Source organism: Novosphingobium sp. (genome assembly GCF_036820275.1).
GTDB lineage: Bacteria > Pseudomonadota > Alphaproteobacteria > Sphingomonadales > Sphingomonadaceae > Novosphingobium.
Genome location: NZ_DAISLT010000012.1, coordinates 48,626 through 73,704, shown reverse-complemented (window position 1 = coordinate 73,704; position 25,079 = coordinate 48,626). Strand labels below are relative to the sequence as shown.

Below are 25,079 nucleotides of genomic sequence, written 5' to 3'. Positions count from 1 at the left end.
CCGGGGCGCGGAGACGAACGACATTCCGCGTCGACGAACGACGTCTTGGCGTTACCGGCTTTGCAAAGAAAACGTCACGAATCAGGACGGGGCAATTCGCAGCCGTTACGAACGCTGGCGCAATTTCCGATTTAGCAGTACCATTTGTCTGGACTTATGGGACTTGCGATCGTCTTCTTCCTTGGGATCTTCAACTTCGCCGCTCACAAGGCGGTGCTGGAAAGCGGCCATCGGATGCTTTCCCAGGTCCCCTGGTTCTTCAAGCCGCTGGGCGGCCGCTTCAGCCTGGTGGTGGAATTCGCGATGTTGCTGGGGGCGATGATCGCGGTTGCCGGCGGATCGGCGGGATGGGCCTGGGTCTATGTTCTGTACTCGATCCTCAACGGTCTTTCCGCTTGGCTGATTTCCAACGGAAGGCTGTAATCCGGGAACCGGATGGAGCGGGGCCGGTTTCTGGCGGGATGACGCAAACGGAAACGCCCCCCTTCCCCAAGGACGACACGCCGAGTCCGCAAGTCTGGCTCGTGTGCAATGCATCCAGCGGCAGCAACGACGATGCTTCCGTCGCGGCCGTCGAGCAGGCTCTGGCCGAAGCCGGCTTTCCGGTCGGCCGGACCCTGCGCTTTCCGGACGAGGAAGCCCCCACCCCTGCCGTGCTCGATGCCGCGCAAGTGGACATGCTGGCGGTCTTCGGCGGCGACGGCACCACGCATTCGGTGGTTGCCGGGGTGGCGGGCTGGAGCGGATCGGTGCTGGTATTGCCGGGCGGCACGATGAACATGCTGCCAAAGCGGTTGCACGGCGATGTCCCGGCTGCGGATATCATCGCCCGGCTCGGCGCAGGACCGCTGGAAACGATCCGGCCGACGGTGATTTCCAGTCGCCACGGCGTGGGCCTGACCGGCATTCTTGCCGGTCCCGGCACGGTCTGGAACGAAGTGCGCGAGGCGATGCGCGCGCTGAACATCGTCGAGTTCGTCAATACCGCGGCCCAGGCGATTTCCTGGTCGGCGAACGGCCCCAAGGTCGTCTGCGCCGAGGCCGATTGCGGCCGGGAGGAAGGCTATGCGGCGATTACCGTGACGCCGGGCGAGGACGGACTGGAGGCGAACGGCTATTACGCGGAATCGCTGGCCGACTATGCAGGCCAGGGGATCGCCCTGCTCAACCGCGACTTTCGCGACGGACCGCATGATTCGCTTGGAAATCATCGCCAGATCAGGCTGGTCTGCCCCTCCGGCGAGCCGATGGGCCTCCTGATAGACGGCGAACCGTTCGACGGAGCGGCCGAAGAGGTGTTTTACCTCGCGACTTGCGAAGTCGATCTGGTAACGACGCGTGATGGTTCCTGAAAATTCCTTTTCTGCGGGCGGGCCGATCCGCCTGTTCCACTTGAGCGACATCCATTTCGGACTGGAGGATCAGCGCGCGCTGGACTGGGCGAAAGCCTGCATCGAGCGGGAGAAGCCCCACGCGGTGGCGATCACCGGCGATTTGACGATGCGGGCGCGCCATCCCGAATTCGATGCGGCGGCGAGCTGGATCAAGGGGTTGGACATCCCGGTCACGGTTGAAGTCGGCAACCACGACATTCCCTACTTCAATCTCTACGAGCGCTTTTTCGCGCCCTACAAGCGATTCCACGCGATCGAGAATCTGGTTGAGGCCGAACTCCACCTGCCCGGCGTCGCGATAGTGCCGCTCAAGACCACGACCCGCGCGCAGTGGCAGCGCTTTCCCTGGTCGAACGGCTGGGTGACGGAAAAGGCGCTGGCCGAGACGCTCGCCGCTATCGATGCCCTGCCCGCCGGCACCCGGGTGCTCGTCGCCGCGCACCATCCGCTGATCGAGCGGCGCGCCAAGGACGGCAAGCTGCTGACGATCAACGGTACGCGTACGATGGAAGTGTTGGCCGGGCGCAAGGTCATGGCCGTGCTGTCGGGGCATATTCATGACGCGTTCGATCTCACAGCCCAGACGCTTACCGGGCCGCTGCGCATGATCGGCGCGGGCACGCTGTCCAAGCGGATCCGCTCGACCCCGCCCAGCTTCAACGAGATCACCATCGACGGCGATGCCGTCCGGGTGGTCGCCCGCAATCTCGAACATGTGCCGACCGCGGCGATGCAGATCGACCAGGTCCCCGAGAATGCCCTGCCCCCGCGCGAACCGGACGAGCCGGTGGCGCCGGTGGGCGCGGTGCCGCCGGTCGATCCACCGGTGCATTGATCGACATTCCAAAGCAGAAAGGGCCGCACCGTCGAACGGTGCGGCCCTTTTCATGTCAATCGCTCGCGAAGGGATCGCGAGCGAGGCGCTTGTTGCTGCGGCTTACTTGTAGTCGTGGCTGACGTTGCCGATGCCGTTGATCTCGGTCTTGAGGTTCGCCGGCTTGCGGACGAGCGTGACATTGCCGATGCCGTTGATCTGGACACGGACATTGCCGCTCGCGCCGAGCGTCAGGTCGCCTGCGCCGTTCACTTCGACAGTGGCATCCTGGACATCGACCTTGCCGAAGTCGAGGCTGCCGGCGCCGTCGGTGGTGACGGCCAGCTTGCGGACCTTGCCGGTGGCGGCCAGGCTGAGCGCACCATTGCCGTTCACGGTCAGGCTATCCTGATCGAGGCCGGTCAGGGTGACATCGCCGGGGGCATCGAAGTCGAAACCTTCGATTTCGGGCGCCGTGATCCGGACCTTCAGGCCCTTGCGGCCGTGCCAGCTGCCCTTCACGGCCAGGCGACCGTCTTCCCAGGTCAGGCGGTCCACCAGCTTCTGCGGGCCGCTGACGACCATCTCGGCCTTGTCGCCCTTGGTGAAGACGAGTTGCACGGGGATATCCATCGCCAGGCGGGTGCCGGGCTGGATCGCGAAGTTGCGGGTGATCTGCGGGCTGTCGGTGGTGTCGTCGTCGCCGCTGATGGTCCAGTTGATGTCGCCTTCGTTCACGTCGCGGCGGAACTTGTCCCCGCCGATGACCCAGGCTGCGCTGAAGGCGACGATCGTCAGGATCACGCCGCTGGCGAATACGATGAGCAGTTTCCTGAACATCACTTGGTTCCTTTCTCTCGTGCTTTTCAATCTTGCGAATGCATGGCGGGTTCGAGCACGCGATAGTGCAGGCGGCCGAACCACATGATGGCATTGATGATCCAGATGCTGACCAGAGTCAGCAGCGCGGCGATGGCCACGGCGGCGCTCATCGTCCCCAGACCGCCCAGGATGGCGACCAGTACCCCGCCCGGAAAGCCGCTGAACGGTCCGGCGATCAGGATGAAGCCGCCCGCCAGGAAGGCGATCAGCGTGGCGACGTAGAGGCCGAACAGCACGCCCAGCACCGGCAGCACGATCGGCAGCAGGATCAGGATGTCTATGGTGGCCAGGCCCATGAAGGCGAGGATCGCGCTCCAGGCCGAGGACGGCGAGCGGCCGCTCTCCCAGTTGCGGAAGCCTGCCTCGAAGCGCAGTTCGCGGGCGAGGCGACCGGGATCGCCGAGGGCGGCGGCCACTTCCTGTTCGCTGCGGCCTTCGGCCATACCGGCTTCGAAGTGTTCCTCGTAGTCGGCGACGATCTCGGCGACGACGTCCTGCGGCATGCCCTTGAGGCCGGCCTTCAGGCGCCTGATGAACTCGTTACGCGTCATGGCTCGGCTCCCGATCTTCGTTGGTCGCGTCTGCGGATGCTTCCGGGGCGGCGGGGTGGGCACCGTCGAGCAGGCCGTCGACGGCGGCGGTGAAGCCGCGCCATTCCTCGACCTGTTCGGCCAGGCGGCTGCGGCCGGTCTCGGTAATGCGGTAGTACTTGCGCGGCGGGCCGGAGGGCGATTCCTCTAGGTAAGTCGCGACGAGGCCGTCGGACTGCATGCGGCGCATGAGCGGGTAGATCGTGCCTTCGCCCATATCGACCGCGGCGGCCATGCGGCTGGCGATCTCGTAGGCGTAACTGTCCCCCCGCGACAGCAGGGCGAGCACGCAAAGACCGAGCACCCCCTTCTTCAGCTGTACTTCGATTTCGGACATCGAATCATCTCCTGCGGATGAGGAGTGTATATAGCAAGCTACTGTGTGATGCAAGATACCTTGCTAAGATTGGTACAGCGCATGGAAAGATACCTTGCAATGGAGAGGTATCTGGCACCGTTCTGCGGCCGAAGGCCGAAACAGCAGGGGGACGCGGATCCGGCGCAACAAAAAAGGGCCGCGGTTTCCCGCGACCCCTTTTCGTAAAGCCGAAGCTCTCGGTAAGCGAATTAACGCTTCGAGAACTGGAAGCTACGACGTGCCTTGGCACGGCCGTACTTCTTACGCTCGACGACGCGCGGGTCGCGGGTAAGGAAGCCGGCAGCCTTGACGGCGGCGCGCAGGGCGGGCTCGTACTTCGAGAGCGCCTGGGCGATACCGTGCTTCACGGCGCCAGCCTGGCCCGAGAGACCGCCGCCCTTGACGGTGGCGATCACGTCGTACTGGCCGTCACGACCAGCAACCTGGAAGGTCTGGTTGATGACGAGGCGCAGGGTCGGACGTGCAAAGTACACTTCCTGATCGCGACCGTTGATGATGACCTTGCCGGTGCCGGGCTTCACCCACACGCGGGCCACGGCGTCCTTGCGGCGACCGGTGGCGTAGGCGCGGCCATAGGCGTCGAGCTGCTGCTCGCGCAGGGGCGCGTTCGAAACGACGGGCGTGAAGGTCTCTTCCGCGGTTTCAACGGCGGCGACTTCGCCCAGGTCCTTAAGGTCGGACAGGCTCTGTACGGTTTCGGTATCGGACATTACGCGCCAACCTTGTTCTTGCGGTTCATGGAAGCGACGTCGAGTGCTTCGGGCTGGGTGCCACCGTGCGGGTGCTCGGTGCCTGCATAGAGGTGCAGGGCGCGCATCTGGTCACGGCCGAGCGGACCACGGGGGATCATGCGCTCGACAGCCTTTTCAAGCACGCGCTCGGGGAAACGACCGCCGAGGACCTTGTCCGCAGTCACTTCCTTGATGCCGCCGGCGTAGCCGGTGTGCTTGTAGTAGGTCTTGTCGCCAAGCTTCTTGCCGGTGAACTTCACCTTCTCGGCGTTGATCACGACGACGTGGTCGCCGCAATCGACGTGCGGGGTGAAGCTCGGCTTGTGCTTGCCGCGCAGGAGGTCGGCGATGACGACCGCGAGACGGCCAACCACCAGACCTTCGGCATCGATCAGATGCCACTTCTTTTCCACCTCGGCCGGCTTGATCGACCGGGTGACCTTCGTAAGCGCCTTCATGGCTGGTCTATCCCTAATGTTCAGTTCGCGAGGCCGAATCGTTCGCTTTCACGAATCTCCGGCAGCGCGGGAAGGCGGCCAAATCGTCGAAACGGGCCTTCAAGTCAAGCAGACTGCGGGTTTCCAGGGAGGTAAAATAATACCGTCAAATCTTGGGCGTGCCGATTCCGGCCAGCCAGGCCAGGGTCTCCGGCGGTGCCGCGTCGCAGCGCCAGCCGAGCACGGCGGGCGTTTCGTAGGGATGGAGTTCGGCCAGCCTCCGCACGGCAGCATCGAGCAGGGCGGCATTGGTCTTGACCAGCAGGCCGAATTCGCGCGCGGTGTCCTTCTCTCCCTGCCAGACGAAGACGGAGGTCATGCCGGGCAGCAGGTTGCCGCAGGCGGCGAGGTCTTCGTCCAGCAAGGTGTTTACGGCCGAGAGGGCGCTTTCCTCGTCCGGGAAGGGGCACCAGATGAGGGCAGGGGTCTCGGCCTGCCCGTTCACATACCGAGTCCGACCTGATCGCGGCGGCCGAGGCAATGGGCGCCCCAGACCGTTGCGGCGACGAGCAGCGCGCCGCAGAGCTGGTGCGCCACCGCCAGCCAGAGCGCCACGCCCGACCACACGGTGAAGATTCCGAGCAGCACCTGGGTCCCGAAGGCCGAATGCACCGCGATCGAGGCGAGGCGGGCGTGGCGGGCCTTGAGGCGGCGGCCCATGACCACCAGCACTGCGACTACGGCCCAGGCCCACCAGCGGTGGACGAAGTGCGTGAGGAACGGATCGTTGACGAGCGCGTGAAGCGCGCCGCCCGCCCACTCCACGCCCTCGGGGAAGAACGTGCCTTGCATCAAGGGCCAGGCGTCCATGCTGAACCAGCCCATGCCCGCAACGTAACCTGCCCGCAGACCCGCGACCATCGCGCCCATGAACAGCTGGAAGAACAGCATCCCAAGCACCACGGCGCTGAACCGGCTCAGGCGGGCCGGAGCCTGCCCGCGGCGCAGTTCGCGAAGATCGAGCGCAGTCCAGACGAGTCCGCCCAGCGTCGTCAGCGCCACCAGCAGGTGCGCGGCGAGGCGGAAGTGATTCACCCGGTCAGCGGCCTCGGGGGTGAGGCCCGAGGAAACCATCCACCAGCCGACCACGCCCTGAAGCCCGCCGAGCGCCAGCAGCGCGATCAGGCGCGGCTTGTAGCCCAGCGGGATCGTGCGCTTGTACCAGAACCACGCCAGCGGCAGCGCGAAGGCCAGGCCGATCACGCGCGCAAGCAGGCGGTGGACCCATTCCCAGAAGTAGATGAACTTGTACTGCGCCAGGGTCATGCCCGCCGGGCCGTTGACGTCGATGTACTGGGGAATCTGCTTGTAGCGAGTGAACTCAGCCTGCCACTGCGCATCGGTCAGCGGCGGGATGGCGCCGGTCAGCGGCTTCCACTGGGTGATCGACAGCCCCGACTCGGTCAGCCGGGTGATGCCCCCGACCGCGACGATGAGGACGACCAGCGCGGCCACGAACAGCAGCCAGCGAACCATGGGGGCGATATCGTCGGCTGTGCCGAGGATGGGACGACCGTCAGAAACTCTCATGGCGCAAATCCCTGCGATCTTGCGACGAAATGCGCAAGGGGCACGTCGATCGAATGTTTCGTCACGCAGTCGGGGCTTGATGAATGTTACAACGTCACATACATGAGCGTTCATGCGTACCGCCATCATCGCGATTCGAAACCGGCTGGACCGGGCAGGCATCGTCCTCAGCGGTCTTTGTGCGATCCATTGCGTGCTCGGCGTGTTTTTCGTCGGATTCCTGGGCCTTGGCGGTGAAGTTCTGCTGTCGCCGGAAGTCCATCGCGTCGGCTTGGCGCTGGCTCTGGTGGTCGGCGTGGTCTCGCTGGGCTTCGGTGTCATGCGTCATGGCCGCATCGCGCCGCTGGTGATCGGGGCTGTCGGCCTGGCGCTCATGGCCATGGCGATCGCGGTGGGGCATGGCCTTGCGGAATCGATCCTGACGATTATCGGCGTCGCGCTTGTGGCTTTCGCCCACATCCGGAACTTGCACCGCGCGCACTGAAAGTGCCGTTTTGGCGCTTTCCAAATCGATTCGGGGCGCTATCTGCGGCCCTATGGCTGCTGAACTCTCCCTCACCGTGAACGGCGAACCGCGCCGCGTGGCGCCCGGCTCGTCGATTGCCGACCTCGTTTCCGGCATCGGCCTCGATCCGAAGAAGGTTGCCGTCGAGCATAACGGCGAGATCGCCCCGCGCTCGACCCTGGCCGATGTCCCGTTGTCCGATGGCGACGTGCTGGAGATCGTCCACTTCGTCGGCGGCGGCTGAGTTCGCCCGCGCCCACCTTCCTGACATACCCGTTCCCCGAAAGGATGCGAACCTTGACCGATACCGCTGCTGATACCTGGACCGTTGCTGGCCGAACCTTCCGCTCGCGCCTGATCGTGGGTACCGGCAAGTACAAGGATTTCGAGCAGAATGCGGCGGCGGTGGCGGCTTCGGGCGCGGAAATCGTCACTGTCGCGGTGCGCCGGGTCAATGTCTCGGACCCCAAGGCGCCGATGCTGACAGACTACATCGATCCGAAGAAGATCACTTACCTGCCCAATACCGCCGGTTGCTTCACGGCCGACGACGCCATCCGCACCCTGCGCCTGGCGCGCGAGGCGGGCGGCTGGGATCTGGTGAAGCTGGAAGTGCTGGGCGAAGCGCGCACGCTCTATCCTGACATGCGTGAAACCCTGAAGGCCACGGAAATCCTCGCGAACGAGGGCTTCCTGCCGATGGTCTACTGCGTCGACGATCCGATTGCCGCCAAGCAGCTTGAGGAAGCCGGTGCCGTGGCGGTCATGCCGCTGGGGGCGCCGATCGGCTCGGGCCTGGGCATCCAGAACAAGGTCACGGTTCGCCTGATCGTGGAAGGGGCGAAGGTCCCGGTGCTCGTCGATGCGGGCGTGGGCACGGCCTCGGAAGCGGCCGTGGCGATGGAACTGGGCTGCGACGGCGTGCTGATGAACACCGCCATCGCCGAAGCGCGCGCCCCGATCCGCATGGCCCGCGCGATGAAGCTGGCGGTCGAGGCCGGGCGCGACGCCTACCTCGCCGGACGTATGGCGCAGCGCCGTTACGCCGATCCGTCCAGCCCGCTTGCCGGTCTCATCTGAATTTTTGCAAACTGCGATTTTTCCGCAGGCGGCCTTCTCCTTGCCGGGAGAGGGCCGATTTCCTTGGAAAAGTGCGGGAATCGGTATCTTTCAAACTGTCTCGAATTGAAATCCTGCACGAATCTTGCCGGAAATATGGGGGACAAACCTTTGCGCAGTTAAGGCTGTAGCAACCCATGTGGCAGAAATTGGTTTTAGTGACAGGGAGGATAGTCCTTCCGTGTCACGAGGATCAGGACCATGACTCACACGGGAAAGGCCACCATCACCATCAGCGAACTGCGGGAGTTCGCCAGCTTCACGCCCTGCGAGCAGCGCTACATCCGCCGCAGCCTCGACGTGGGGCTGGGCCGACAGGATGCGCTCGGTCTCTGGGCACGTGACGGCGCCGAGGCCACCTCGATCCGAAAGCAGTACGAGGCCTATGCCGATCTTGCGGCTCTGCGCGACATGCGGCCCGACGAATTCGGCTTCGACGATATCACCGTGTTCATGGGCAAGCTCATCCATGTCGCCGCCTTCGATCTGGCGCAGGACCGCATCGAATCGTTCTCGGCCTTCCGCTTCCTCTACGAACGCCTGCTGGGGGGCTGGGCTAGGCCCTGGCTGCCCGGCGCTTTCTGCGGAGCCTCGGCGCTGCCTCAGATCCGGCCGGAACGGCGCAAGATCCTGCTCCACTCGATCAGCGAAGCGGCAGCCACGGCCTCGGGTTGGTCGGAGCGGGAACCGAGCTTCTATCCGGAATGGATAGAGAAGGAAGTTGCTTGACTTGTAACGCGGTCCGGAGTTTCGGCTCCGGATCGCCCCTCAGCTTTCGCTACCCCATTGCTGGGTCTGCGGATCGCCCAGAGTGACAAGCCGCCTGAGCGAGGCGCGGGCGAGGCGCTCGGTCTCGACCTTGCGGCGCGCGGCCGCGAGCTGACGCAGCGGGGCAGGGCGCAGGATTTCCGCGTCGTAGCCGTCTGCGACGATTACGCCGCACTGCTCGGGCAGGAACGGCTCGGTTTCCAGCGGCGCGCGGTCCAGCGAGGGCGGCAGGCCCCAGTAGAAACGGTCGCAATAGTCGAGATAGTCCGGCCACTTGCCGTCCCCGAGCAGGTCCGCGCGTGAAACCTTGATCTCGACGATGATGACGTGCCCTTTGGCATCGATGCCCATGAGGTCCGCGCGCCGCCCGCAGCGCAGCGGCATTTCCGGCAGGCACCAGATGTCGTTGCGGGCAAAGAGCCGCCCGATTCCCCGCGCGACGTCGGCGGCGACGAAGGAAGTGAGCGGCGATGAGAGGGGGGAATCAGCTTCGGCCATGGCGGCATCATAGGAACATAGCAGGAACTTTCAAGCCGCCGATGGTGCAGGGCTCGCCGTCTGGACGATACTTCGGCGAAGTTTTTCCCAAGCCTATGATGCTATGGATGGATTTGGCGCTGGCAACGCCGCTCATGCTCTGCTAGTCGCCCCAGCACTGCACCCGTAGCTCAGCTGGATAGAGCGCTGCCCTCCGAAGGCAGAGGCCACAGGTTCGAATCCTGTCGGGTGCACCAATTATTTCAATTGCTTGGTAACTTCGCCTTTGAGATCGGCGCGGTCGGGGCAGCACCGGGGTAGCACAAGCCTCAATCCCCATACTATCGCGACCGATGGCTATGCGCTGTTTTGCGCATCGAGCCAGATCGTTGGCGCAGGACGCCAAGGGATCGAATCAAGGCGGGGGATTAAATGGCTACCTACACCACAATCAGGGAAATTGGGCGCGGCGGCTTCGGCGTTGTCGAAGAGGTCGAAGACGAGGATGGTGAGAGGTTTGCGACGAAAACGCTGGTTTACTCGCATGGCGCTACCGAAGATGACAAGGCGGCTTTGCGCGCGCGATTCGAACGTGAGGTAAAATATCAGCGAGCGATTGCCCATCGCCACGTCGTCCCGATTCTCGGCAGAAATCTGAAGGACGATCCGCCTTGGTTTGTCATGCCGCTTGCTGAGGGCTCTTTGCAAAAAGAGATACGCGATGACCGGACGTTAGGTGGAAAGCCGCGCAAAGCGATATTCGATCTTTTGGCCGGTCTGGAGGAAATTCACCGCCTCGGTTATAAGCATCGCGACCTGAGTCCGGGAAACGTTCTGCGCTTCCGCGATGAAGAGGGTTCAGTCTACTACGCCATCTCTGATTTTGGCCTGATGTCTCCACAGGCGGGGGTGACAACTACGCTGACCGATACGAATGTGGCTGGTGGCACGGTCCCATATCGGGCGCCTGAATGTTCGACTAGCTTTAGGCGGGCGACCGAGCAGGCCGATATCTACTCGGTTGGCGCGATTCTTCACGATATCTTTGGCACAGGCGCACGCGTTCCCCACGCCGAGTTACGAGCTAACGGGCCTGTCGGTGATGTCATATCGAAATGCACCAAGACGAACCCGCGAAGGCGGTACAAGAACGTTCAGGAACTCCGCGAAGCTCTGTACGACGTTTTGCATTCCGATGATCTAAAGTTTGAGACTGACGAGGATACCTATTTCGGGAATCTGCTCAAAGAAAATGAGTCGCTAACGGATGAGCAGTGGGATCAATTATTTGCCCACATTGACCGGGAAAGTGAAAAAGGGAAATCTGTTAAAGCGATCATGTCGGCTATTAGGCGGCCACATGTAGAAAACCTTCTTCAATCCGCTCCGGAACTGTTTCATGCCCTTGGTATGGAGTATGCTGAGTTCGCTCTAATTCACAGCTTTGACTTCGATTTTTGCGATGTCATCGCTACTGTTGCTCAGTTATTTTATAACGATGGTGAAATTGATCTTCAGGCCAACATTGCGTTGGCTATGCTGGAACTGGGGACTAGCCACAATCGATGGTTCGTTGAGCGCAAATTCCTTGCGATGGCGTCTCCATCTATTAGCGACGAGCTAGCCCAGCGGATTGCTACTGAGATTGACGTTCGGAAATTCGACATCAAAAATAAGCTGCGGCATCTGAAGCGCTCCATCACGGTCGCAGACGATGCGTTGCATAGCGAAATCGCTGGAATGGGCGATAATTAATAAATGAACTCATACGCTTTCTCGATTGATGGCCCAAAGCGCAACAACCAAGATCGCTACCTAGAGCCCGTTGAATGCTTCAACGGCTGGGTAGCGGCGGTGGCTGATGGCGTGGGAGGTAAGCCGGGAGGCGAAGTAGCGGCGGCAGCGGCCATAGAGGCGGCTCGGGAAAGCGCAAAGAATCTCACTTGGGATAGCGAGGCGATCTTTCAACGAGCATCTCAGCTTATCCGGGAAGCCGAAGAGAGCGGCTCGGCGCAAATGGCAACAACAATGTCGCTCGTCCGTGTCGAGGGAAAGAACGCTTACGTCGCGCACGTCGGTGATACCCGTATCTATCATGTCAGAGGGGCCGGGATCGTATCTCGGACTGAAGATCAAACTGAAGTTGCTATGCTACTTCGAGACGGAGTTTTATCTAAGTCGCAAGCTAAGGTTTATCCTCGACGCAATGTAATAAATTCGTTTCTGAGTTCGGGAAAAACTTACAACATTTTTGAAACGAAGTTCGAGGTAAATCCGTGGGATTGCATTATTCTTCTGACTGACGGTGCGTATGATATTCTCAAAAAATCGAGCATAGTTGAGGAATTGGGTTCATCTATGTCACTGGATGAAGCCGGTGAACGCTTCCGGGAGCTTCTTTTACAGACGGGGGTGAAAGATGATAGCACCGTGGTGATGGTGCGCATTTGAGCGAGTGCTACCCCGGTGCTACCCATCAGCAAGCCTAACAGTGCCTCGAGCAATAAGTCCCTCAAAGACATTGATGAATTAGGTGGCCACCTGCGCCAACCGTTGCCCTTTGACGGCAGCGGTCACCCCGAAAGCCACATCCAATGTCAACAAATCAGCCTAGGAAACATTTGTCCTAGAGGGTTTCGAGATTTGTAAAGGCGCATCGGTTTGTGGCTTGCAGCCTAACGCTTGGAACAGCGCCCTAGAATCCTGCCGCGTCGGCTTGGCGCGGAGCATATCAGTCTCCAAAGCGATACAGCGCTGTTGCGCTACGGGAGTGGGCAAGCTGGCACTTTTTTGTCCCAATACGGCTAGAGTGAGCACTACAAAACCGAAGAGGAAGAGGCAGAGGGACCAGCTGGCCCAACGATCTCGCTTTTGGCGGGCGAAGACTTCCAGCGAGAGTGCCGCGTTTCCATTGGCTAAAATGTTGTCGAAAAATACCTTTCGATCGTCATCACTAAGATGGGGTTCGAAATGCTTTTTGAACTGGTGAGCTTGCAACTTTTGACGATATGCAAGCTCCACTACCGTGAGCCGATAGTGAGCATTGAGCTTAGCATAGCCGGAGCAGATCAGGCCAACGGCGAACATCAGTCCAGCGAAGGTGAGCACAGACAACAGGTTGGAACTAAGCTCTTGTGTGGGGAAGTAGCCAACCATGGCGACTAAACCTGCGCCGTTTGCCGCCGCCGTCATGTTCAGGACCGAATTGATCGAATCGGCAGCGGCCGATTGCGCTTCTTCCATCTTACGTCGCGTCGTTTCGGCGTCGTCAAATTGTTCGGTCATGATATCCATCCGAGCAGCCTATGACGAAGCCAACTGACGGGAAAGAGGCGGATATCAAAAACTGAGGCGCCCGAGCAGTCAGCAAACCACAAGGGAGCCAGCTTGATAGCCAGCAATAACGCCACGCTAGAAGTCGGCTCAGAGTTGGATTTTGAAAGCTCGCTTGCTCACATGAGTAGGCAGGGGCGCGGGCTGCTTTGTTTCGGTCACGCCAAGCGCGGCAGCGGTGCGCGCTATCTTTTCGTTCGTGGCAGCGTCGATGGATTCGCGCTCATCCTTGGGGCAAGACTTGCCGACTTTTCCAATCCCGGTGCGGGTCGTGTCGAACGGTATATCTTCGGCAAGCGCGTTCTCGGCTTTGCGGGTAACGCGATCAAGCTGACGCTGGCTAAGGTCTTTCATCTGGTGTTTCCTCTTGGCTTGCTCGCCATTCGCTCCAATGGCCGGTGAAAAGGGCAGGTTCGGGGTCAGGCTCAGGCTCAGGCTCAGGCACGGATTGTCCTGGCACTTGCTCCGGGGTGTCGTCAGGCGGGTAGACGGCAAACAGGGCCGTGCCCGCGTCAGGGTGCCGCCATGCCCGCCTGAGCACGTCAGGGAGCGCTTCGCCGGGTTCGCGGGGCACCATGAGGCCGTCAGCGTTCGCGAAGCCGTCCACGGTCGCCTCTGCGGCGTCGTCGCGGTGAATGAAGAACGTGAGCCGGGGGGGGCGGCGTTTTACGCGGCGGCGCTCAGCCTCTAGCCGCTTGATCCGGGCCGCAAGGGCGGCGCTGCCCCTCACCGCCTCGGCTTCTCACCTTCGAGGGCGGCAAGGCGTTCCTCAAGGTCGCTAGTGGCGAGAACGCCAGCCAAGGCAGAAAGCAAATAGCCAAGCTTGCTAGCTTCAGACGTAGCCAGCGTGCCAGCCCGAGCCTCACGATAAAGCTTACGATATTCCTTGGCGATATCGCTGACGGTATTCAGCCGTAGCCGCGCCATTGGCTTTGCAGGGGTGGGAGAGGGTGCAGCCGCCGCGCCCGCGTTATCCGGGGCCTTGGCGGGATCGGCTGCGCCATTCGGGGTTGCTGAAGATAGGCTAGGCCAAGCTGTCACGTCGAAATCCAGTGCATTCAGTCGCTGTCACACTGCGATACACGAAGTTTCTTCCCGATAGAATAACTAAACGATAGGGAACAGGGGCGATGCCTTCATGATGGCTATAGATAGAGCACCCTGAGCGGCGGCAGCTGTTTCCGCCAAGCAATACAGATCGGCAAGATCGTCAGGATTAATGCCAAGATCATCTAGCGCAATATTAGCCGCTGTTTGAAGTTGGTTGCCAGCTATACCGCAAATTGCGTCAGAAACCTCTCGGCTGAGAGCCGTATCGTCAAACATTCCTTCGCCAAAAGAATTGTTGGCAAAATAGTCAATCAGGTTTTCCTTAAGCTCCAAAACCTTCTCGATGTTGAGCAAGTCCTTTGGTGGCATATCAGCATTCCCACATTAGAGGATGCCGCCAGCCCCCCGTTGAAGCTGGCGGCAATGAGACCAATCAATATTCTTCAACGTCAAAGCCATAGCTCTTCATGATAGCAGCCATTTGAGCCTGCTTGGCGACGTGCTCTTTAGTGCCCTGATAAATGTCAGACTTCCACCGGAGCAAGTCAGGCTGGCATTTATCAAGAATGCTCGCTGCCTTTTCATATTCCTCAAGCACGCGATACTCGCCAAACGCCACGTTGCGCTTGTACGCCTCATAGTGGGCGGCAAGCTGATCGCGGTCGCAACCGTGAGTAAGGGAGGGAGCATTGACCAGCGCCGCCAGCACTTCCTTGTCGTTATCCTTGAAAGCAGCAGCCATTGCAGCGGCGCGATCTTCCGGCGACATAGACAGGAATACGCCGCGAATTTCAGCAGCGTGAGGCGAAGGTGTCAGGGCAACCTTGGCGTCAACAGCCGCTTGAGCTTGAGCCTTGCCCGCAGCAATGTCGGCGACCTGTTTGGTATAGGTAAGGCTTACCTTCTCGGAGGCCGCATCCGCTATTTTCGCAATGTCAGAATAGTTCTTCGCCGCCGTGATTTCCTCATCAACGGTAGCCCGTCGAACATTCACGCCTTCGGCAACCTTCCGCATATCTTGCCCCCAAGTTTTGGCCGCCGCCAAAGCCGGGTTGGTAGTTGCGATATGGTCGTCAATGCCAATTAAATAGTTGAGGTGGTAAGGGTGATCTACCGCAGGAAGTCCTTCGGCACTTTCAGCAAATTTAGCCACGATAAAAGTTCCTTTAATGCCCACATTATGCGGGCTGATACGGTTTTAAAATATTCAGATTGGTTCTACACCCAATTTCGCGCCATAAGTGGCTGTTCTCCTTAGTTATTTTAAAAAATATATAGATATAGAATATACAGATAAGAGCAGATGATTTAATTCGGCCATTTATTTGGCCTATCTCGTCTATAAATCTGAAATCAAAATATGGTGTTTTGCCAATGGTTTAGAGTCTATAAGCGGTCAGGATTTATAGACGCTCAGAAACGGCTTGGTGTCAGACATGACGTAAGCCTTGGGCTTAGAGCCGAATTGCTCAAGCATTTGCTTGGGAGGAACTTCTCTAAGTTCATCATCTTCAAGCATTCGGCCAATTACCCGCTTGATAGCCGCCGTTGGGCCAAGCCGATCTTTAAAAGCCGGTAGTGTGAAAAGCCGTCGTGAAAGGTAACTGTGGGTGATGATGCCGCGCCGATGCATTTCTTCAGCAACTTCATATTTTGCTAAGCTGGTATAATCCCGGCTCATATATTCAGCTACTATGCGAATAATCGATGATCGTTGTTTAGCTTCGTCGCCATCCACTGCGCCGGTCTCATTACGATCAAACTTGCCGATTAAGTGCTCAGTTTGATGATTGACCAGATTGCAGGCCCATTCCGCGTCACTCAGGATCAAGCCGGGATCGTGCATGTTCCGGGAGATTGCCGGAAGTGCGGCCAGCTTCAGGGCTTTGAGCCGGGCACGGTTCCATAGCTGGCGGGCAACCTCACCGCCGCTGTTGATGCAATCGGTGGCGTGCCTGCCGAAGTCAGCCAGCAAATCCTTTGCCGGACCTTCAAGCCGCACGTTCTGCGCAATTCCTTGATGCCCGAGATTGAGCGCCTGAGCCGCCAGATTAGCCAACTCCCGCACGGTCAAATCGCTAGGCGTCTGCGGCGGGCGATCGTTTTCCTGTGGCCGGGGTGCGGTGCTCTCGAAAAGCAAACACCGGGGTAGAAAGCCGCTCGAAACCATGCCCTCGGTCAATGTGGGATAGAAAGTGGAGCCCGTGGTTTCGCCGCAAAGCGTATAGCTCAGGTTGCGAATGGAAGCCGTGTTTTTGGCGGTGTCAGAGTAGGCGCTAGGATCGAATGTGTTGCCGTTGCCGCTCTTGCTATAAATCTGAAGCAAGACCCGCATGAGGCTCGCGAGGTTGGGCGGCGCATTGGGCTTGCACATTTGCTGCATAAGAAGCCCGATTTCGCCAAGTATCGAATAGGTGCAGGGTTTTTTCTCAAGCCACTTGATTAGGCCAGCCGACGAGACGAGTTCACCGGGGCCGCGAAAGTCGTTGAAAGTCGGCATAGATGCCGCGCCAGCGAGCGGGGACATATTGCCGATGGCGTTGAACAGCTTCGCCGTGACATAGGCCATCGTATCCTTGCCGGTGCCAGTCTCGCCAACAACAAAGATATATTGATTAGTACCAGCGCCATTGATGTTAAAAGCACGTCCAGTAATTCCAGAAAAAATACCTACCACGCCAGCGGCGGCATAAACTTCGTTGGACAATGTGGGCATTGAGTAGAAGTCATAATAAAGACTTCCCATTAAGTCGCCGCAATCAGACGGCATCAAAGCTACTGGATAGCCGGGCATAACAAGTCTTCTTCATCATAGCGCCCGATGTTCAATACTCCGGTTGACGTACATGCCCGGTTCGTGGAGTATTGTTGTCGCGTTCGCGGTTTGGATCGCTGCGGATCGTAAGCCATGGAAGGGCCGGGGTAGCGTTCGCGCCGCTCCGGCTTTTCTTCGGCTAGGCAGCGTTCTTGCGGCGGCTCGGAAGCTCAGCGGACGACGCCACAGGCGCGGACATGCGCGCTTCGGCCCATGCGTCGAGATCGGCGGGCCGGTAGACGGGATATGCGCCCATCTTGCGGTAGACAGGGCCACCGCCAACGCAGGCGAGCTTGGCCAGCGTCTGGACGCTATACGCGCCAAAGCGTTCCTGAAGGTAGCGAGCCGCATCGGCGCGGCGCAAGTATTCTCGGGTTTCCACGGTATTGCCTCCAACTACTGTTGTTGAGGCGGTGTTACGTCCGATTAATCGGGCGTGGAATGTATTGTTTTGTCAACAATTCGTTGGCGTAAATAGTCAATAGCTGTCGTGTCGTCGTCAACATTGCGCCAGTTACCTAGCTGCTTAATTGCCATGCGTGCAGCCGTCCGCTTGCCAACCTTAAAGTTATCATAAATTGATTGAGCTAGACCTAGCCGCTTTTCACGTTCGCTAATCGGAATAGGCCAATCATTAGTGATTTCATATTTAGGCTCAGCCATTGGAGCCAGCTTTCCCGGTAATTGGGATAATTTCAGCGCCAGCTTTCGAGCCGCCCAAAGCCGCCGCAATCTGGCCAGCGATGTTGTCAGAGGCTCGGCGCAACGGATCATCGGCAAAGTGCGAATAACGGGCGGTGGTCGCGGGCGAAGCGTGGCCAAGCAGCTTGCCCACAATGGTCAGGCCCATGCCGGATGCCGCGCCAATTGAGGCGTAGCTATGGCGAAGGTCATGCAACCTTAAGTCGGGCAAGCCAGCGTGCGCCGTGACCCGCGCCCATGGCCGCTTGAGATCGCTTCGGGGTTCCTTGGGCTTGCTGCCGACGATCACGTAAGGGTTGTCAGCAATACGGGGCAGGGTGGCCAAGATTTGAAGGGCTGGCGCGCCAATCAAAACAGGCTTGGAGCCAGTCTTAGAATCGGGGAGGTTGATAAATCCCCGGTCAAAGTCGATATCTTTCCACTTGAGATTAAGTATCTCGCCAGCACGACAGCCGGTTAGGAGTAGCAACCGAATGGCCGCAATGGCATGTGGGCATAGCTTCTCTCGCTGATTTTCAGCATTGACCGGGCGATGTTTAGCTTTGGCGCCGTCATTGAATTGCCAAGGCAAGCCATCAGTTTCGGCAAGCCTTAGTGTTTCACCAAGCTTTTCTATTTCGGAAGCCGAAAGGAACCTTTCGCCCTTGCCGTCCGCATAGACTTTGACGCCAAGCCGGGGGTTGGTTTCAATATAGCCCCGGTCAACGGCATAGGTGAATATGCCGCCCAACAGCCGCACCGTGCGAGTAGCCGTGCCCTTACCGCCAGTCACGATAGCGCGCCCGAATTTGCGGGTCTTTTCGTCGGTGGCCGTAGCTCCCTTGGCTACGTCGCGCATAAACTTCTCAACGTCGCCGCGCGTCACTTCGCTTACCCGCTTCCGGCCAAGCAGCGGTTTGATATGCCGCTCAATCCGGCCCGTGTCCGTTGCGATAGTAGACGCTTTCTTGCGGTCGCAACCTTCAGCCAAATATTCATCGCAAAGTTGGGCAACGGTCAATTCCGCCCGCCGCTTGGCCCGGTCACTGGCAACGTCCTCGCCAAGCTCGGCCTTGGCCAGAATTGCCTTTGCAGCTTCGCGAGCCTGTTCAACGGTAAGCTTACCATAGGTGCCGACAGTCACCTTGCGAGTAGGGCTATTTCGCCCGCCAATACGGTATTGGACGATGAAGGATTTAGAGCCGCTTGGGCGAACCCGAATGCCAAAGCCGGGTAGCTGCCCGCACCATTGAACATAGTCACTCGGCCTAGGCTCCAAGCCGTCCACCGTTGATTTAGTCAGCTTACCATTGGCCATCGGATCACCTTTGCGGGTAGCACCGGGGTAGCACGGTGCGGGTAATTCGATGCCATGACCGGGAATTCAAGGCAAGGGCCGTAGGTTGGAAAATGTAGGATTTGCGTTGGTTCTAGCTATATCGATCAATCCGGGGTAACAGCTGGGAAGTCGGAACCGCTGCCCTCCGAAGGCAGAGGCCACAGGTTCGAATCCTGTCGGGTGCACCATTTTCCCAAAATTCGGATGTTGGATCGGTTTCGGCTGAGGGCCGACCTTGTCGGGCGACGCTGTGCGCCGCCCGGAGTCATGATTCAGGCGAGAACGCGGTGCACCAGGTTGGTGTTGAACTGGCGCAGCCAACCGGGAATCAGGAAGGCGTCCACGAGCACCCAGAATCCGAGCGGGATCAGGAACAGCAGACCGAAGCCGAAAACCCAGATGGTCGCCCAACCGAGCAGGAACAGCACGAGCTGAACGATGCCGCCCGCGGTCTTTCCGGCATAGAAGCGATGCGCGCCCAGGGCGCCCAGGAAGAACCACAGGAGATAGGTCACACCGGTGGACTTTGCGTTCGCCTGGTAGAGCAGGCCCGCCATCGCTGCGTTTTGTGAATTGTTGTCGGACATCGATAACCCCCCTCGATAAGAGAAGGGCGCAGCGATAGGTTCATGTCTTTAGAAAATCACGGAATTTCTTGTTCGTGCGTCAGTGGAAGTCGCGCGAGCGGGGCAGGATCCGCACGTTGCGGGGGTGCCGGTGACGGACGATCTCGTCTGCGTCGGCGCGTTGCGGGTGCTCTTCGTGGTCTTCGGACAGGCGGCTTAGTTCCGGTGTGCGGTCGTGGATGCGCTGGGCCATGAGGTGGACCACACCTTCGGGGCTGCGCTGGACAAGGCCCTCCACCACCATCAGCCGCGCGGCCATCACAGGGCGGCGGTAGGTCTCGAACAGCCTTTCCCAGATCACCACGTTGGCGATGGCGCCTTCGTCTTCCAGCGTGACGAAGATCGCCTTGCCTTCGCCCGGTCGCTGGCGGACCAGTACCACGCCCGCGACTTTCACCCGCTTTCCGGGTTTCGCTTGCGCCAGTTCGGCGCAGCTCAGCACGCCTTCCGCCGCGAAGACCGGACGCAGGAAGTCCATCGGGTGGGCCTTCAGGGAAAGGCGGGTGGTCTGGTAGTCGGCCGCGACCTGTTCCGACAAAGGCATGGCGGGCAGGGCGGCAGGCGGCTCGTCGCCCAGTTCGCGGGCGCGGGCGGCGGCGAAGAGGGGGAGCTCTCCGCTGGGCGTGCGCCGGGCTTCCCAGAGACCCTCGCGCCGGTCGAGGCCGATCGAGCGCAGGGCGTCGGCATCGGCCAGCAGGTTGAGCGCACGCTGCGGCAGTTCGGCTCGGCGGGCGAGGTCTTCGAGGTTGGCGTAGGGGCGGTGGTCCTTGATCGTCTCGGCCCAGTCCTCGCGGAAGCCGTGGATCTGGCGCAGGCCGAGGCGCAGCGCGAGTTCGTCTTTTCCGCTCCGCTCCAGAGTGCAGTCCCATTCGCTGTGGTTTGCATCGACGGGGCGCACTTCCACGCCGTGCTCCTGTGCGCAGCGGACGATCTGGGCGGGAGCGTAGAAGCCCATGGGCTGCGAATTTAGCAGGGCGGCGGCGAAAACTGCCGGATAGTGGTGCTTGATATAGGCCGAAACCCAGACCAGCCGCGCGAAGGCGAGGGCGTGGCTTTCCGGGAAGCCGTAGCTGCCGAAGCCCTCGATCTGTTTGAAGCAGCGCTCGGCGAAGTTCTTCTGGTATCCGCGCGCGACCATGCCGCCGATCATCTTGTCGCGAAATTCGTCGATCGTGCCGAGGTTGCGGAATGTCGCCATGGCGCGGCGAAGCTTGTTCGCTTCGACATCGGAGAAATTCGCAGCAGTGATGGCAAGCTTCATCGCCTGTTCCTGAAACAGGGGGACGCCCAGCGTCTTGCCGAGGACACCATACAATTCTTCGGGATCGTGCGGCGGAGCGGGTGAGGGGAATTCCGGTTCCTCGATTTTCTGACGGCGGCGCAGATAGGGATGCACCATGTCGCCCTGAATCGGTCCGGGACGGACGATGGCGACCTGGATGACCAGATCGTAGAAATTCTCGGGTCTCAGCCGGGGCAGCATGTTCATCTGGGCGCGGCTCTCGACCTGGAAGACGCCGATGCTGTCGCCCTTCTGAAGCATCTCGTAGACCGCTTTGACATGGTGAGGGTTTTCGTCCCCTCCCGCTCCGACGTCACCCGGCACCGAGTTCAGCTGATACTGCCTGCCGATGTGAGTCTCGATCATGGCGAGGGCCTTGCCGATGCAGGTCAGCATGCCGAGCGCCAGAATATCGACCTTCATCAGGCGGAGGGTGTCGATATCGTCCTTGTCCCACTCGATGAAGGTGCGATCCTCCATGGCCGCGTTGTGGATCGGCACGGTCTCGTCCAGCCTGTCCTGAGTCAGGACGAAGCCGCCGACGTGCTGCGAGAGGTGGCGGGGGAACTCCAGAATCGCCTCGGTGAAGCGATTCACCCGCGCGATCGTCGGGTTGTCGGGATCGAGTCCGGCTTCGAGGCAGCGGTTGCGGTCGTATTTCGCGGCATGGCTGCCCCAGACGGTGCTGGCGAGGCGGGCGGTCACGTCCTCGCTCAGGCCCAGCGCCTTGCCGGTGTCGCGGGCGGCGCTGCGCGAGCGATAGTGGATGACCGTGGCGGCGATCCCGGCCCGCTCGCGTCCATAGCGCTTGTAGATATACTGCATCACCTCCTCGCGCCGCTCGTGCTCGAAATCGACGTCGATATCCGGCGGCTCCTTGCGCTCGGTGGAGATGAAGCGGGAGAATAGCAGGGTATGCTTCACCGGATCGACGGCGGTGACGCCGAGCACAAAGCAGACCGCGGAATTGGCCGCCGATCCCCGGCCTTGGCAGAGGATGCCCTGCCCCTGCGCCCACTGGACGATATCGTGGACCGTGAGGAAGTAGGCGGCGTAGTCCTGCGAGCCGATGATCTCCAGTTCCCCGGTGAGCAGGCGAGTCAGCTTTTCGGGAATGCCTTGCGGGTAGAGGCCGTTTGCCCGGCTCCAGACGAGTTCGGTGAGCCAGCCTTGCGGGGTGTAGCCATAAGGGATCGGCTCATGGGGATAGGTATAACTGAGGTCTTTGAGCCTGAAAGCGATGCCGTTCATGAAGTCTTCGATGGCGGCGATGGCTTCCGGGGCGGCGGCGAAAAGGCGGGCCATTTCGGCGGCGGGCTTCAGGTGCCGCTCGGCATTGGCGGCGAGGCGGCGACCGGCGGCCTGCACCGTGGTCTTCTCGCGGATCGCGGTCATGACATCGTGCAGGGGGCGGCTCTCGGGCGTGTCGTATTGGGCATCGTTGATGGCGATCAGCGGTACGCCGGTGGAGGCTGCCTGCTCGCGCAAGGCCATGAGGCGGCGGGCATCGCGGCCCTGACGCAGCATCGTCGCACCCAGCCAGACTTTGCCGGGGGCGGCATTCGAGAGTCGGCGCAGCACTTCGTCGGAGGCGGATGTGGCGACGATGAGTTGCATGTCCTCCAGGAATTCCAGGAGGTCGCCGAAATACAGTACGCAATTGCCTTTGGTGGTGCGCAAGTTCCCGGTGGTGAGCAGGCGGGTGAGGCGGCCCCAGCCGTAGCGGGTGGTCGGGTAGGCGAGGATTTCCGGGGTATCGTCGGCGAAGACCAGCCGCGCGCCGACCATCAGGCGAAATTTTAGGGTATCTTCTTCGTCTTCCTCTTCCTCTTCCTCTTCCTCTTCCTCTTCCATGCCTTGCTCTTGCCTTTCCGCTCTCACTTTTTCCGCGAACTGGCGCAGGGCGGCGAGGGCGCGGGCGACGCCGGACACGGTGTTGCGGTCGGCAATGCCGATGCCGGCGTGGCCGAGGGCCAGGGCCGCGAGGGCCATCTCGCCCGGCGTGCTCGCGCCGCGCAGGAACGAATAGGCGGTCGTCGTCGCGAACTCGGCGTAAGCGGGCGGTCCCTCGCTCATGCGAAGACGCCGTGGAGATACCAGCGCGGGTCGGCCTTCTCGCTGCCGTAGAGGCCGTGGCGGAACAGCCAGAACCGGCAGCCTTCCTCGTCCTCGATCCGGTAGTAGTCGCGTGTCGGGCCTGTGGCTTCGACCGTCTTCCACCAGGGATAGGCGATGCGTTCGGGGCCTTCCTGTCGCACGACCCGGTGCTGCCGTCCTTGCCAGCCGAACCGGCGGGGCGGGCCGTCGGGCACTTCGGCGAGGACGGTGACCGGCTGGGGAGGCTCGAACAGGAACAGCGGGCGCAGGGGCGGCTCGCCCGCTTCCGGCTGGGGCCAGGCTTCGGGACGAGACGCGGCCGAGACTAGCCGGTCGGCATATTCCGGCAAGTGCTCGTCGCGCGGGGCGAAGCGGTGGAGACAATCGGCCCCGAAACGCACTTGCAGCCGGTCGAGCAGGGGGGCGAGGTCGGGCCTGCCGGAACTGTCCTCGTCCAGCCGCTCCTGCCCCTCGCTCACGTCCTCGTGCAGGGGGACGGACAGGCGCAGGAGGTCGTAGCCGAAGCCCGGATCGAGCGGGTCGGCGAGCGATTCGATGCGTTCGCGGAACAGCCGGACGACATCGGCGGGATCGCGCAACGGCAGTCCGCTGTCGACGGCAAGGCGGGCGACATGGCCGTCGGTGCGGAACAGGGAGACTTCATAGCGCCGCCCGCCGCGTCCGCGCGCGACCAGCAGGTCACGCGCCTGTCCGGCCAGCCATTCGATCACGCCGAGCAGGGGCTTCACCGTGGCCATCGGCTCGGCGAAGCGCTGTTCGACCCAGATCGGGGGCAGGGTGCGGTGCGGGGTGATGCGTCGGTCCTGCTCTTCCAGCAGGCGGGAGAGGGCGACCGACATCGCCTTGCCGAAGCGGGCTGCAAGGGGCGCGCGGGGGCGGTCCGCGAGCTGGCCTATGGTACGCAGTCCGGCGCGTCCAAGCGCGAGGTGGGCGTCGCCTTCCAGCCCCAGCGCGGCCACCGGCAGTTCGCGCAAGGATCGCTTGCCGAAGCGGGCGAGGGCCAGCGCGGCATCCGGGGTTCCGGCGCAGGACGTCAGCGGGTGGAAGCCGAGCCGGGACAGGCGGCTGGCGAGATCGTCCCGGACTTCACTCTCGTCCATGGCGAGGCTGTCGAAGCAGCCGGTGAGATCCAGCACCAGCGCATCGTCGCCTTGCGGCGCGACCATCGGGGTATAGCGCTCGCAGGCCTCTACAAGGCGCAGCAGCAGGGCATGATCCGCCTCGGGGCGGTGCTCCAGCGCGGCGAGATCGGGTTCCTGCGCGCGGGCGTCGGCCAGCATCATGCCTGCGGCGAGACCGAGTTTCAGCGCGGCGGGGGACAGCGCCATGATGCGCTGCGCCCCGCGTTGCTTCGCGATGAGCGCGAAAGCCGCGTCAGGCCGCGCTGCGCCTTCCCGCATCGCCCGTTCGGACGGCAGGAAGGGCAGGACGACCGCGAGATAGCGGCGCGCGGAACATGCCTTGCTCACGATCCCATTCCAGTTGCAGGTTGAGTCCTTCCCGCCCGCCGCGCTGGCGCAGCAGGGTCACGTCGAAGACCGGTCCTCCCGGTGCATCGGCGGGCAGCGGCATCGAGGGCGCGCTGGCGACCTGCCAGCGGCTATGGGCGGCGCTGGGGGCGGGATCGGCGCCGCTGCGCACGATCAGGACCATGGTGCCGCTCCGCTCCGCCGCCAGCGCGAAGCGGCGGGAGGCGGTCAGATCGAAGGCCGGGGCGCGGCCGTCCACCTCCATGACCACCGTGGCCGCGCCGCCGTGGCGCACGCAGTCCACGCCCGCGCGCAGCAGGCTCTGGAGGTCGGGCAGGCGCATCAGCACGATCGCGGCGGGATCGACGCCGAGTTCGGCAAGCCCGGGGGCATAAGGACGCTGCCGCGCCTGCTTCCCCTTCGCTAGCCTCAGCCAGAGCAGGGTCTCCCCCGGTTGGCGCGCCTGGACCGCGCAGAGCAGGGCCAGAGCGAGGGGTGGGGCCAGGACCGGGGCCAGCGCGGCGTTGCCGCCCTGTCCTTGTGCTGCGTAGAATTCATGCACGCCGTCCTGCTGCAAAGGTGCGTCCGGCCAGCCCTCCGGAGAGGCCTGCACAAGGCTCGCGGCACGTTTGAAGCGACTCGAATCGAACATATGTTCCTTTTATGTTCTATTCCTGTCC

General features: G+C 61.4%; 29 protein-coding genes and 1 tRNA gene. 11 read left to right on the top strand and 19 right to left on the bottom strand.

Annotation, left to right across the window (positions count from 1 at the left end; translation table 11 throughout):
• Positions 1-144 precede the first annotated feature (144 nt).
• Genes V7066_RS11780 through V7066_RS11770 form a run of 3 tightly spaced genes read left to right on the top strand, consistent with a single transcriptional unit; the run spans position 145 to position 2,229 of the window.
• On the top strand, positions 145-423 hold the full coding sequence (locus V7066_RS11780) for a hypothetical protein (RefSeq protein WP_334183226.1): 279 nt from the start codon (positions 145-147) through the stop codon (positions 421-423).
• 38 nt (positions 424-461) lie between these two features.
• Positions 462-1,352: a diacylglycerol kinase family protein gene (locus V7066_RS11775; RefSeq protein ID WP_334183225.1), complete on the top strand. Its 891-nt coding sequence runs from the start codon at positions 462-464 to the stop codon at positions 1,350-1,352.
• A complete protein-coding gene (locus V7066_RS11770; RefSeq protein ID WP_334183297.1) occupies positions 1,342-2,229 on the top strand; it encodes a metallophosphoesterase family protein in 888 nt (295 codons plus the stop codon). Before V7066_RS11775 ends, V7066_RS11770 begins: the two co-directional genes overlap by 11 nt.
• A 102-nt stretch (positions 2,230-2,331) precedes the next feature.
• Here V7066_RS11770 and V7066_RS11765 read toward each other — a convergent pair whose 3' ends face one another.
• The 7 genes from V7066_RS11765 to V7066_RS11735 form a co-directional block, all read right to left on the bottom strand.
• Entirely contained in the window at positions 2,332-3,048 is a 717-nt protein-coding gene (locus V7066_RS11765; protein WP_334183224.1) for a GIN domain-containing protein, read from the bottom strand.
• A gap of 26 nt (positions 3,049-3,074) precedes the next feature.
• On the bottom strand, positions 3,075-3,641 hold the full coding sequence (locus tag V7066_RS11760) for a DUF1700 domain-containing protein (protein ID WP_334183223.1): 567 nt from the start codon (positions 3,639-3,641) through the stop codon (positions 3,075-3,077).
• Positions 3,631-4,017 carry a PadR family transcriptional regulator gene (locus tag V7066_RS11755; protein WP_334183222.1) on the bottom strand — a complete coding sequence of 129 codons (387 nt, stop codon included), beginning with the start codon at positions 4,015-4,017 and terminating at the stop codon, positions 3,631-3,633. Before V7066_RS11755 ends, V7066_RS11760 begins: the two co-directional genes overlap by 11 nt.
• Before the next feature lie 230 nt (positions 4,018-4,247).
• Positions 4,248-4,769 (bottom strand): 30S ribosomal protein S9, encoded by a 522-nt coding sequence (gene rpsI / locus V7066_RS11750; protein ID WP_334183221.1) that lies wholly within the window; start codon positions 4,767-4,769, stop codon positions 4,248-4,250.
• Positions 4,769-5,248 carry a 50S ribosomal protein L13 gene (rplM, locus tag V7066_RS11745; RefSeq protein WP_021234910.1) on the bottom strand — a complete coding sequence of 160 codons (480 nt, stop codon included), beginning with the start codon at positions 5,246-5,248 and terminating at the stop codon, positions 4,769-4,771. Before rplM ends, rpsI begins: the two co-directional genes overlap by 1 nt.
• Before the next feature lie 145 nt (positions 5,249-5,393).
• Positions 5,394-5,732, bottom strand: coding sequence for a divalent-cation tolerance protein CutA (gene cutA, locus V7066_RS11740; RefSeq protein ID WP_334183220.1), 339 nt, complete (start codon positions 5,730-5,732; stop codon positions 5,394-5,396).
• Positions 5,729-6,817: a COX15/CtaA family protein gene (locus tag V7066_RS11735; RefSeq protein ID WP_334183219.1), complete on the bottom strand. Its 1,089-nt coding sequence runs from the start codon at positions 6,815-6,817 to the stop codon at positions 5,729-5,731. Before V7066_RS11735 ends, cutA begins: the two co-directional genes overlap by 4 nt.
• Before the next feature lie 112 nt (positions 6,818-6,929).
• On the opposite strand from V7066_RS11735, the gene V7066_RS11730 reads away from it, so the two are divergent.
• The 4 genes from V7066_RS11730 to V7066_RS11715 all read left to right on the top strand — a co-directional run bounded on the left by V7066_RS11730 (position 6,930) and on the right by V7066_RS11715 (position 9,170).
• The gene (locus V7066_RS11730; RefSeq protein ID WP_334183218.1) at positions 6,930-7,301 is read left to right on the top strand and encodes a MerC domain-containing protein; all 372 of its coding nucleotides are present in this window, start codon (positions 6,930-6,932) and stop codon (positions 7,299-7,301) included.
• Positions 7,302-7,353: 52 nt separating this feature from the next.
• Positions 7,354-7,566: a sulfur carrier protein ThiS gene (gene thiS / locus V7066_RS11725; RefSeq protein ID WP_334183217.1), complete on the top strand. Its 213-nt coding sequence runs from the start codon at positions 7,354-7,356 to the stop codon at positions 7,564-7,566.
• Positions 7,567-7,619: 53 nt separating this feature from the next.
• Positions 7,620-8,402, top strand: a complete 783-nt coding sequence (locus V7066_RS11720; RefSeq protein ID WP_334183216.1) for a thiazole synthase — start codon at positions 7,620-7,622, stop codon at positions 8,400-8,402.
• 240 nt (positions 8,403-8,642) lie between these two features.
• Positions 8,643-9,170 (top strand): hypothetical protein, encoded by a 528-nt coding sequence (locus V7066_RS11715; protein WP_334183215.1) that lies wholly within the window; start codon positions 8,643-8,645, stop codon positions 9,168-9,170.
• A 39-nt stretch (positions 9,171-9,209) separates the two neighbouring features.
• On the opposite strand, the gene V7066_RS11710 is transcribed toward V7066_RS11715, so the two are convergent.
• Complete coding sequence (locus tag V7066_RS11710) at positions 9,210-9,707, bottom strand: MmcB family DNA repair protein (RefSeq protein WP_334183214.1); 498 nt, start codon at positions 9,705-9,707, stop codon at positions 9,210-9,212.
• A 159-nt stretch (positions 9,708-9,866) separates the two neighbouring features.
• Between V7066_RS11710 and V7066_RS11705 the strand changes: the two genes are divergently transcribed.
• The 3 genes from V7066_RS11705 (at position 9,867) to V7066_RS11695 (ending at position 12,137) form a co-directional block, all read left to right on the top strand.
• A tRNA-Arg gene (locus V7066_RS11705) sits at positions 9,867-9,943 on the top strand.
• 175 nt (positions 9,944-10,118) lie between these two features.
• Positions 10,119-11,441: a serine/threonine protein kinase gene (locus V7066_RS11700; RefSeq protein ID WP_334183213.1), complete on the top strand. Its 1,323-nt coding sequence runs from the start codon at positions 10,119-10,121 to the stop codon at positions 11,439-11,441.
• Positions 11,442-11,444: 3 nt separating this feature from the next.
• A complete protein-coding gene (locus V7066_RS11695; protein ID WP_334183212.1) occupies positions 11,445-12,137 on the top strand; it encodes a PP2C family protein-serine/threonine phosphatase in 693 nt (230 codons plus the stop codon).
• A gap of 159 nt (positions 12,138-12,296) precedes the next feature.
• On the opposite strand, the gene V7066_RS11690 is transcribed toward V7066_RS11695, so the two are convergent.
• Positions 12,297-12,980 (bottom strand): hypothetical protein, encoded by a 684-nt coding sequence (locus V7066_RS11690; RefSeq protein WP_334183211.1) that lies wholly within the window; start codon positions 12,978-12,980, stop codon positions 12,297-12,299.
• A 93-nt stretch (positions 12,981-13,073) separates the two neighbouring features.
• On the opposite strand from V7066_RS11690, the gene V7066_RS11685 reads away from it, so the two are divergent.
• The gene (locus V7066_RS11685; protein WP_334183210.1) at positions 13,074-13,421 is read left to right on the top strand and encodes a hypothetical protein; all 348 of its coding nucleotides are present in this window, start codon (positions 13,074-13,076) and stop codon (positions 13,419-13,421) included.
• 705 nt (positions 13,422-14,126) lie between these two features.
• Here V7066_RS11685 and V7066_RS11680 read toward each other — a convergent pair.
• From V7066_RS11680 to V7066_RS11635, 10 genes are all read right to left on the bottom strand, one after another.
• Positions 14,127-14,423, bottom strand: coding sequence for a hypothetical protein (locus V7066_RS11680; protein ID WP_334183209.1), 297 nt, complete (start codon positions 14,421-14,423; stop codon positions 14,127-14,129).
• A gap of 79 nt (positions 14,424-14,502) precedes the next feature.
• Positions 14,503-15,222: a hypothetical protein gene (locus V7066_RS11675; protein ID WP_334183208.1), complete on the bottom strand. Its 720-nt coding sequence runs from the start codon at positions 15,220-15,222 to the stop codon at positions 14,503-14,505.
• 243 nt (positions 15,223-15,465) lie between these two features.
• A complete protein-coding gene (locus tag V7066_RS11670; RefSeq protein ID WP_334183207.1) occupies positions 15,466-16,863 on the bottom strand; it encodes a hypothetical protein in 1,398 nt (465 codons plus the stop codon).
• Between the two features lie 160 nt (positions 16,864-17,023).
• Positions 17,024-17,266, bottom strand: coding sequence for a hypothetical protein (locus V7066_RS11665; protein WP_334183206.1), 243 nt, complete (start codon positions 17,264-17,266; stop codon positions 17,024-17,026).
• A gap of 44 nt (positions 17,267-17,310) precedes the next feature.
• Positions 17,311-17,547 (bottom strand): hypothetical protein, encoded by a 237-nt coding sequence (locus V7066_RS11660; protein ID WP_334183205.1) that lies wholly within the window; start codon positions 17,545-17,547, stop codon positions 17,311-17,313.
• A complete protein-coding gene (locus tag V7066_RS11655) occupies positions 17,540-18,883 on the bottom strand; it encodes a tyrosine-type recombinase/integrase (protein WP_334183204.1) in 1,344 nt (447 codons plus the stop codon). The genes V7066_RS11660 and V7066_RS11655 overlap by 8 nt, the downstream gene beginning before the upstream one ends.
• A 293-nt stretch (positions 18,884-19,176) precedes the next feature.
• Positions 19,177-19,491, bottom strand: coding sequence for a TM2 domain-containing protein (locus tag V7066_RS11650; protein ID WP_334183203.1), 315 nt, complete (start codon positions 19,489-19,491; stop codon positions 19,177-19,179).
• A gap of 79 nt (positions 19,492-19,570) precedes the next feature.
• Positions 19,571-22,888: an error-prone DNA polymerase gene (locus V7066_RS11645; RefSeq protein WP_334183202.1), complete on the bottom strand. Its 3,318-nt coding sequence runs from the start codon at positions 22,886-22,888 to the stop codon at positions 19,571-19,573.
• A complete protein-coding gene (locus V7066_RS11640) occupies positions 22,885-24,399 on the bottom strand; it encodes a Y-family DNA polymerase (RefSeq protein ID WP_334183201.1) in 1,515 nt (504 codons plus the stop codon). The genes V7066_RS11645 and V7066_RS11640 overlap by 4 nt, the downstream gene beginning before the upstream one ends.
• The gene (locus V7066_RS11635; RefSeq protein WP_334183200.1) at positions 24,305-25,051 is read right to left on the bottom strand and encodes an ImuA family protein; all 747 of its coding nucleotides are present in this window, start codon (positions 25,049-25,051) and stop codon (positions 24,305-24,307) included. Before V7066_RS11635 ends, V7066_RS11640 begins: the two co-directional genes overlap by 95 nt.
• Positions 25,052-25,079 lie beyond the last annotated feature (28 nt).